10 protein-coding genes are annotated in these 8,642 nt (G+C 67.8%); 4 read left to right on the top strand and 6 right to left on the bottom strand.

The window, feature by feature from the left end:
• Together HUU95_RS03180 and HUU95_RS03175 are read left to right on the top strand one after the other, a co-directional pair.
• A partial coding sequence (locus HUU95_RS03180; protein WP_174278774.1) for an aldehyde dehydrogenase family protein occupies window positions 1-1,097 on the top strand: 1,097 nt, incomplete at its 5' end.
• A 254-nt stretch (window positions 1,098-1,351) separates the two neighbouring features.
• Window positions 1,352-1,720 carry an SIP domain-containing protein gene (locus tag HUU95_RS03175; RefSeq protein ID WP_254602592.1) on the top strand — a complete coding sequence of 123 codons (369 nt, stop codon included), beginning with the start codon at window positions 1,352-1,354 and terminating at the stop codon, window positions 1,718-1,720.
• 177 nt (window positions 1,721-1,897) lie between these two features.
• On the opposite strand, the gene HUU95_RS03170 is transcribed toward HUU95_RS03175, so the two are convergent.
• Entirely contained in the window at window positions 1,898-2,770 is an 873-nt protein-coding gene (locus tag HUU95_RS03170; protein WP_302480086.1) for a LysR family transcriptional regulator ArgP, read from the bottom strand.
• Between the two features lie 45 nt (window positions 2,771-2,815).
• Between HUU95_RS03170 and HUU95_RS03165 the strand changes: the two genes are divergently transcribed.
• Window positions 2,816-3,541 carry a LysE/ArgO family amino acid transporter gene (locus tag HUU95_RS03165; protein WP_254602591.1) on the top strand — a complete coding sequence of 242 codons (726 nt, stop codon included), beginning with the start codon at window positions 2,816-2,818 and terminating at the stop codon, window positions 3,539-3,541.
• Here the strand turns inward: HUU95_RS03165 and HUU95_RS03160 are convergent.
• Genes HUU95_RS03160 through HUU95_RS03140 form a run of 5 tightly spaced genes read right to left on the bottom strand, consistent with a single transcriptional unit; the run spans window position 3,478 to window position 7,974 of the window.
• Window positions 3,478-5,736, bottom strand: coding sequence for a xanthine dehydrogenase family protein molybdopterin-binding subunit (locus HUU95_RS03160; RefSeq protein ID WP_174278772.1), 2,259 nt, complete (start codon window positions 5,734-5,736; stop codon window positions 3,478-3,480). The two genes, HUU95_RS03165 and HUU95_RS03160, sit on opposite strands and share 64 nt — an antisense overlap.
• A 10-nt stretch (window positions 5,737-5,746) precedes the next feature.
• Window positions 5,747-6,760 (bottom strand): FAD binding domain-containing protein, encoded by a 1,014-nt coding sequence (locus tag HUU95_RS03155; RefSeq protein WP_174278771.1) that lies wholly within the window; start codon window positions 6,758-6,760, stop codon window positions 5,747-5,749.
• Entirely contained in the window at window positions 6,757-7,260 is a 504-nt protein-coding gene (locus tag HUU95_RS03150; protein ID WP_174278770.1) for a (2Fe-2S)-binding protein, read from the bottom strand. The genes HUU95_RS03155 and HUU95_RS03150 overlap by 4 nt, the downstream gene beginning before the upstream one ends.
• A 40-nt stretch (window positions 7,261-7,300) precedes the next feature.
• On the bottom strand, window positions 7,301-7,660 hold the full coding sequence (locus HUU95_RS03145; protein WP_174278769.1) for a hypothetical protein: 360 nt from the start codon (window positions 7,658-7,660) through the stop codon (window positions 7,301-7,303).
• Window positions 7,661-7,692: 32 nt separating this feature from the next.
• Entirely contained in the window at window positions 7,693-7,974 is a 282-nt protein-coding gene (locus HUU95_RS03140; RefSeq protein WP_174278768.1) for a hypothetical protein, read from the bottom strand.
• A 199-nt stretch (window positions 7,975-8,173) separates the two neighbouring features.
• On the opposite strand from HUU95_RS03140, the gene HUU95_RS03135 reads away from it, so the two are divergent.
• A partial coding sequence (locus HUU95_RS03135; protein ID WP_174278767.1) for an FAD-dependent oxidoreductase occupies window positions 8,174-8,642 on the top strand: 469 nt, incomplete at its 3' end.

Raw genomic sequence — 8,642 nt, 5'->3', positions numbered from 1 at the left:
CCGCCGCGACGTTCAAGCGCGCGTCCGGCGCGCACCTCGCCGACCGCGCGGCCGAGGACGCGGACGGGCGGCGCATCGTCTATCGCCGCCGGCCGCTGGGCGTGGTGGCGGCGATCGTCGCCTGGAACTTCCCGCTGTCGATGATGGCCACCAAGATCGCGGCGGCGCTGGTCGCCGGCAACACGGTGGTGGCCAAGCCCGCGCCGACGACGCCGCTCACCACCTTGCGCGCGGCGGCCCTGCTCCAGCACGCCTTTCCGGCGGGCGTGCTCAACGCGCTGGGCGACGACGGCACGGTCGGCCCCCGGCTGACCGCGCACCCGGACGTGCGCAAGATCACCTTCACCGGCTCCACCGCGACGGGCCGGCACGTGCTGGGCGCGGCGGCGGACACGCTGAAGCGCGTGACGCTGGAACTGGGCGGCAACGACGCGGCGATCGTGCTGGACGATGCCGAGCCGCGCGCGGTCGCGACCGGGCTGTTCAACGGGGCCTTCGCCAATAGCGGCCAGCTCTGCGTCGCGATCAAGCGCGCCTATGTGCCCGACGCGCTCTACGACGAGGTCTGCGACCAGCTCGCCGCCCTGTGCGAGGGCGCGATCGTCGGCGACGGGCTGGAGCAGGGGACGCAGTTCGGCCCGCTCCAGAACAAGGCGCAATATGAGCGGGTGCGCGAGCTGCGGGACGATGCCGCGCGGCACGGCACGGTGATGGGCGACGCGGGCGTCGTGCCGGACCAGGGCTATTTCATCCGCCCGCAGATCGTGCGCGATGTCACCGACGGCGTGCGGCTGGTCGACGAGGAGCAGTTCGGCCCCGTCCTGCCGGTGATCCGGTACGACGACCCGGAGGATGCGCTCGCGCGGGCGAACGCGTCCTCCTATGGGCTGGGCGGGTCGGTCTGGTCGTCAAATCCGGCGCGCGCGCGCCGCTATGCCGAGCGGATGGACAGCGGGTCGGTGTGGATCAACCGCCATCCCGACCTCGCCCACCACATCCCGTTCGCCGGCGCCAAACAGTCGGGCCTGGGCGTCGAGATGGGCGACGAGGGGCTGGAGGAGTTCACGCAGCTCCAGGTGATCTCCGCGCGCGACTGAGGCCAGATGTGGCCAGGCCGTGCGCTAATGTGAGGCAGGCTGAGCGCAGGTATTGTGACCCTTACTCTTCACGAGAAGAAAGGACGCCGGCGTGCTTGTAGCTCTCAGCGCCGGTATCGAGCAGGATGCAGTGAATCCGGACGCGAACACCATTCACTAGGTGACTTCGCGCGAGAACGGCGCGCAGCGTCATGCGCGGTCAAGTAAGCGAGGCGGCGCCGAGTACGGCACGCCTTCAGCCGCGGTCATTATCGTTGGCGAAGGCTCGGTGGTTTAAAGCTAAAGTCTTCAGGCTCGCATCTCACTTCCTACGCCGTGTCGAGCCCGCCGACGACCGCGAGAGCGACGCCGACGTCCAGACTATCCCGACCGCCGCCGCCTGGACGCCGGCTTGGGTGCTCCGCGATGGTGCAACCGACGACGCGGCGCTGCTGCGCGCGGCGATGGCGCGGCATGACATGCCACCGGGCGACGGATTCGTATGGATCGCGGCGGAGGCAAGCGTCGCGCGATCGGTGCGCCGCCACGTTCTCGACGAGCGGGGTCACCCGCGCGCGTGGACCAAGGCCGGCGGCTATTGGATCCGCGGCAAGGCCGACGCGCACGACCGCATCGACGACTGAGCGCTCGACAGGCGTCCGGCCACACCGCAACATCGCCGCTGCACGTCGAACGGAGATGATCATGGCGTCCGAGTCCAAGCAGGTCGTCCTGGCGGCGCTCGCCGGCAACGTCGCCGTCCAGTGAGGTCTGGCAAGACACCTTATCGAAGCTCGTCGACGACGGCGGCGCGAACGGCATCAGTGAGCTGGCGCAATACACCGGAGTGAAGCCGCGCTACCGTCCAATACAGCTTCACGTCGAGCCTCATGGCAGGGGGGCAACTCGACGAGGCGGCCTGCTTCCAGATGCGCCGCGACCATCGCCAACGGTTGCACGCTCCATCCCAGCCCGGAAAGCGTGAGGTCGAGAAAACCGTAGGTGGATGGCACCCAGTGCACGGGCGCGGCAAGATCGGTTCGGTACGCCTCACGCGCCCATCTGCCTTGCAGGGTGTCGCGCCGGTCGAAGCGCAGGTGAGGCGCTCGACCCAAGCTGTCGACACTTACCGCGCCCTTGAAGTGCCGCGCCATGAAGTCCGGGCTCGCGCAGGCGGCATAGCGCATCGAGCCAAGCTCGGTCGTCTTGCAGCCTTGCACGGGCTCGGGATCGGCGCCCACGGCCGCCAGCACCTCGCCGGAGCGAAGCCGATCGGCGGTATGCGCCTCGTCGTCGAGCTTCAGGTCGAGCGAGACGTCGTTCTCCCGGCCGAAAGCGGCCACGGCGACATGGAACCAAGTCGCCATGCTGTCGGCGTTCACCGCGACCGTCAGCGTGGGCGTGGCCCCCACTCGCCGGACGGCCCGGCCGAGCGCGGGGTCGAGGTCGTGCTCCAGCAGGCGAACGCGATCGAAGTGGGCGCATAGCGCGCGTCCCAGTTCGGTGGGTTCGCACGGCTGCCCGCGATTAATCAGGACGGCGCCGAGCCGCTCTTCCAGACCGCGCACGCGCTGCGAGACCGCCGACGGTGTGACGCCAAGCACGGTCGCGGCGCGCTCGAACGTCCCTTCGCGGATCACGGCGGCGACCGCCGCGATGGACGGGTAGTCAAGCATGATGAAGCACTCCTTCATCGAGGTAAGCAGAACAAGTTTTCCTCGCGCGTTCCGATGAGGCAAATGCCCGCCATGTCCAACATCATCCCTGCTTTCGTTTCAGGGTTCCTGCTGTCGGCCGCGTTCATCATGGCGATCGGCGCTCAGAACCTGTTCGTGCTGCGGCAGGGTCTCCGGCGCGAGCATGTCGGCGTCATCGTGCTGTTCTGTGGCCTTGCCGACGCCCTGTTGATCGCCGCCGGGGTAGGCGGCGTGGGGGCTTTTCTCGCCGCCATGCCCCAACTCGCCACCGTGCTGGCGTTGGGCGGCGCCGCGTTCCTTGCCTGGTACGGCCTGAAGGCGCTTCGCCGGATGATGGCGCCTGACGCGATGGTCGTGGGCGGCGCACAGGGCGTGACGCTCGGACACGCGCTCACCGCGACGGCCGCCTTCACCTTCCTCAACCCGCACGTCTATCTCGACACCGTGCTGCTGATGGGAGCGGCCGGATCGACACAGCCGATCGCGCTCCGCCCGACCTTCGTCGCGGGCGCCGCATCCGCCGGCTTCGCATGGTTCGCGGCACTCGGCTTCGGCGCTCGCCTGCTCACCCCAGTCTTTGCGCGACCGACGGCATGGCGCGTGCTTGATGCCTTCGTGGGCGTCGTATGCTCACCTTGGCAGGTTCGTTGGTTGCACGCGCCTTGTGGATGTCCTGCACCGAACAGGGGACCGGCAGCGGGCGATCAAGCCGCCAGCAACTTGTCCACCGTGATCGGTAGCGAGCGTACCCGCTTGCCGGTGGCATGATAGATGGCGTTCGCGACGGCGGCGGCGACGCTGACGATGCCGATCTCGCCCAGGCCCTTAACGCCGAGCGGAGTCACCTCGGGATCGGGCTCGTCGACGAAGATCACGTCGATCTCCTCAATGTCGGCGTGCGCGGGCACATGGTACTCGCCGAAGCTGTGGTTGATCCACTTGCCGAGCGCCTTGTCGGGCATGGTTTCCTCGTGCAGCGCCATGCCGATCCCCATCACGACGCCGCCTAGGATCTGGCTGCGCGCCGTCTTGGGGTTGATGATCCGGCCGGCCGCGACCGCGACGACCACGCGGGTGATGCGTACCTGATCGAGGTCCTCGTCGACGCGCGCCTCGACGAACACCGCGCTGTGCGTGTTGCGCGCCTTGGTGGCGAGCGAGATCATGCCGCCGATACCGGGTGACGCCGTTTCGGTTGCTTCGATGACGTCGAGCCCGCCTGCCCGCATGGCGTCGAGCAGCGCGACCCGGCGGGTCGGGTCGTCGCGCTTGATCATCTCACCCCCGGAAAACTCCAGTTCCTCGATGGAGCCGACCTCGTGGAGGGGGCGTCCCTTGACCTTGTCCGCCACCTTCAGCAGCTTCTTGGCGACCGACTGACAGGCGAGCTGCACCGCAGCGCCCGTCGAAGCGGCGCCCCAGGAGCCGCCCTCGACCGGCGCGGGTGGAAGGTCGCTGTCACCCAGACGCGCGGTAATATCGTCGGGCGAAAGGCCGAGCGTGTCCGCCGCGACCTGCACCATGACTGTATAAGTACCAGTGCCGATGTCGGACGTGGCGGAGGCGACCTCCAGGTGACCGTTGGCGGTGAGCTTGGCCGACGCGGAAGTCTTCGAGAAATTGGCTTCCCACAGGCCGGTCGCCATACCCCAGCCGATCAGCTCCCGCCCTTCCTTCATGGACCGAGGCTCCGGCGAGCGCTTTTCCCAGCCGAACCGCTCCGCGCCTTCATGGTAGGCTTCGCGCAACGCCTTGGAGGTGAACGGCTTGCGGTTCATGTTATCGATGTCGGAATAGTTCAGCAGCCGGAAGGCGAGCGGGTCGAGGCCTGCCTTGTAGGCCAGCTCGTCCATCGCGATCTCGAACATCGTCATCCCGGTCACCGCGCCCGGCGCGCGCATGTCGGCCGAGGTGTAGGTGTCGCGCGGCGCGATCGCGTAGCTGCCCTGGATGTTGGGGCAGGCATAATTGATCATACCCCAGGTGACGATGTCCTCCATGTTCTGTTCGAACCGCGAGGTGGAGGTGGTGGCGTCGCCGAGCACCGCGGCCAGCGTGCCGTCCGCGTTCGCACCGAGCTTGATCGCATAGGTGCACTCCGGCCGGTGGGCATGGCTGAACATCTGCGAGCGGGTCATCACCACGCGCACCGACCGCTCGAGCTGGATCGCGGCCATGGTGGCGACCTGAAGCTGCCATTGCGGCCGGAGCGCGCCGCCGAAGCCTCCGCCGACATAGGCGTTGACCACCCGCACGTTCTTGGCGCCGAGCCCGAAGGCGCTGGCGACCAGCTCCTGCGACGTTATCGGACCCTGGACCTTGTCGTAGATCGTGACCTTGCCGTCGCCATGCCAATGCACGGTGGAGGCGTGCATCTCCATCTGCATATGATGCTCGACGGAGTGGTGATACTCGGCCACGTGCTGGAGCGGCGCATCGGCGAAGGCGTCTTCCGCGTTGCCGTGGTTCTTGGGCGGGTGGAAGGTGTTGCGCCGATCGAACGGCTTGGGATAGAATTTCTCCGCCAGCGACGTTTCGAAGTCGATGTTGTGCGGCTCGGCGTCGTAGGCGACCTCGACCAGGCTTGCCGCGAAGCGGGCCGCCTCGAACGTCTGCGCGACGACGACCGCGATCGGCTGCGCATTGAACATGATGCGGTCGTCGTGGAACGCCTTGAACGGCTCGCCGGGTATCTGGAGTTCGTCCTTCCAGCTGCGATTCATCCATGCATGCTTGGGGCGGTTGAGATGGCTCAGGATGTCGACGACACCCGGAACGCTACGCGCGGCCTCCTCCTCGATCGAGACGATCCGGCCCTTGGCGATCGCCGACACGACGGCGACGCCGTAGAGCATGTCGGGGACGCGATATTCGGCGGCGTAGCGGGCCTCGCCGGTGACCTTGGCAATGCCGTCGACGCGGCTGAGCGGCGTGCCGATGCCGACCTTCTGGGGTGCGTTCATGTACGGTTCCTCACGCGATGCGCTTGTCGGTCTGAGACTGGGGTGTGCCGGCGACGGCCTGCTTGAGCGCGCGGACGATGCCGCGGCGTCCGAGCTCGATCTTGAAGGCGTTGGTCGGCTGGCCGACCGCGCCGGCGAGCAGCGCCTCGGCCGCCTTTGCGAACGACGCGTCGTCAGGCCCGCGGCCGATCAGCAGCTCCTCGGCGTCGCGGCGACGCCACGGCTTGTGCGCCACGCCGCCCATCGCGATCCGCGCCTCGGCGATCCGGCCCTCCTCGATCCGCAGGCCGACCGCGATCGACACCAGCGCGAAAGCATAGCTGCGCCGGTCGCGCAGCTTGAGATAGGTGTAGTTGCTCGCGAACCCTTCCGACGGCAGGTCGATCGCGGTGACGATCTCGCCGGGACGCAGCGTGTTGTCGATCCAGGGTTCATCGCCGGGCAAGCGGTGATAGTCCGCAAAGGCGATCGTCCGATCGCCCTTCGGGCCGGACACCTGGACCTCGGCCGCCAGCGCGGCGAGCGCCACGCACATGTCGGATGGGTGGGTGGCGATGCACTGGTCGCTGGTGCCCAGCACGCCATGAACGCGGTTGAACCCGCCGATCGCGCCGCAGCCCTGGCCGGGCGAGCGCTTGTTGCACGGCGTGTCGACGTCATAGAAATAATAACAGCGGGTACGCTGGTTGAGGTTGCCGCCGTTCGTCGCGGCGTTGCGCAGCTGCGGGCTCGCCCCGGCGAGGATCGCGCCCGCCAGCATCGGGTAGCGCGCCTGGACGCGCGCGTCATAGGCCGTCTCGCTGTTCGTCACGAGCGCCCCCAGCCGCAAGCCGCCGCCCTTCAGCTCGACGATCTCGCGCAGCGGCAGCCGGTTGATGTCGACCACCTCCAGCGGGCGCGCGACATTCTCCTTCATCAAATCGATCAGGTTGGTGCCGCCGGCGAGGAATGCTGCGCGGTCCGGCATGCCGGCCCGAATGGCGTCGGGCACGCTGCCGGGCCGCGCATAGTCGAACCGGATCATGCCGCGGCCTCCTGTCCGAGCACATCGAGGACGGCGTCGGCGATGTTCGTGTAGGCGCCGCAGCGGCAGATGTTGCCGCTCATTTGCTCGCGCACCTCCAGCCGCGAGCGCGCATGGCCCTCGTTGATGAGGCCCTGCGCCGAGCAGATCTGCCCCGGTGTGCAATAGCCGCACTGGAACGCGTCGTGTTCGACGAACGCGGCCTGGAGCGGGTGAAGGTTGCCGGGGCCGCCCAGCCCCTCGATCGTCGTGATCTCGTGGCCGTCGAGGGTCACCGCCAGCTTGAGGCAGGAGTTAACCCGCACCCCGTCGATCAGCACCGTGCAGGCACCGCATTGGCCGTGATCGCAGCCCTTTTTGGTCCCGATCAGGTCGAGCTTGTCGCGCAGCAGGTCGAGCAATGTCGTCCACGGCTCGATCGCCAAATGCCGCTCCTCGCCGTTGATCGTCAGCACGGTCGCGACTTCGGCGATCGGCGTGGCGGCGAGTGTCTTGAGCATCTCGGTGGTGGCAATCGCAATGTTCCCTTGCTGCGCGCGTTCAACTTGCCGCGACTTCGGCGAGCAGCGTCTCGGCCGCGAGCTTGCCAAAGTCGTTCGCGGCCAGCGGGCTCGCGCCGGTCACCAATCTACGGTCCTTGTGCGTGGACCCATCCGCGTCGCTGTTGGCGATCGTCACACCTAAGGTCTGCGACTTCTCGCCGACTAGCCAGGTGAGCGGTCCCGGCAAATAACCGGTATCAACAATCTCTCGATCCTGGGCGTCCGGGAAGCCGGTGATCGTGTAACCGGCAAACGGAAAGCTGCCGGTCTCGCGCGTGTTCGCCAGCGAGAGAAGCGCCGCCGGACCATGACAGATTGCGAGGATGTGCCGCTCGTTGTCGAGCGCCCAGCGCAGCACCGCAGCGATGTCGGCGCTCGTATGTAAGTCGATTAGCGGGCCGTGGCCGCCGGGATGAACACCGCGGCATAGTCGCTGTCCGGCCCCAACCCCGCGACGACATCGGACAGCTTAAGCGGCTGCTGGAACTGCTCCAGATACGCTTGGTGGAGCCCGGTGATCGCCTCGTCCTCGGTCGGCATCGCCCACATTTCGAACTTAATGGGGTTGCCGGAAACGGTCGCGATGTCGAAATCGAAGCTAGCCTGACTCAGGTGGTACATCGGCACCAGCGTCTCAATCGGATGGTTGCCGGTCGAGAATGATGCCACCACGTGGCGTGGTCGCTCAATGCGGGAGTGCGTGCGATCAGCAGGCGGTTGCGCCTCTGACGCGGCGGTCGTAAGCAGACTTCGCTGCGAAAAACGACGGTGTGGGCCCTACCACCCTTGCGCGCACGCCGGCGGTTTGCCGGCCAGCGGCTCCACCAACGTCGGCACGGGCGCGGCCCGTGCAAGCGAGGAGCGCGGACGCATGCGGGAAGACGTCACCATCATCGGCGCAGGCTTGGGAGGTTTGGTCCTTGCCGGCGTCTTGCACCGGCACGGGGTCAAGGTCGCCGTTTATGAAGGTGAGGCATCGCCGGACGCGCGGGCGCAGGGCGGGCTGCTCGACCTTCACGAGCATAGCGGCCAGCGTGCGCTCCGCGCGCTCGGACTATACGACGCGTTCCGGCGGCTGGTACGGCCGGGCGAGGACGCCAAGCGGATCGTTGATCGGGACGGCACGGTGCTGCTCGATCGGCCGGGCAGTGCCGCCTCGGCGCGGCCGGAGGTGGATCGCGGCGAGCTTCGCCGGTTGCTGCTGGACGCGCTGCCCTTCGACACGGTGCGCTGGGGCCGCAAGGTCGCCTCGGTTCGGGCGACGGGGCGGGGGTGCCACGCGGTCGCCTTCGCCGACGGCTCGCGGACCAAGGCGACGCTGTTGGTCGGCGCGGACGGTG

This window comes from Sphingomonas bacterium, assembly GCF_903643065.1.
In the GTDB taxonomy this organism is placed as follows: domain Bacteria; phylum Pseudomonadota; class Alphaproteobacteria; order Sphingomonadales; family Sphingomonadaceae; genus Sphingomonas.
The sequence above is the reverse complement of the archived record's forward strand: the minus strand, read 5'-3'. Positions and strand labels throughout refer to the sequence as shown.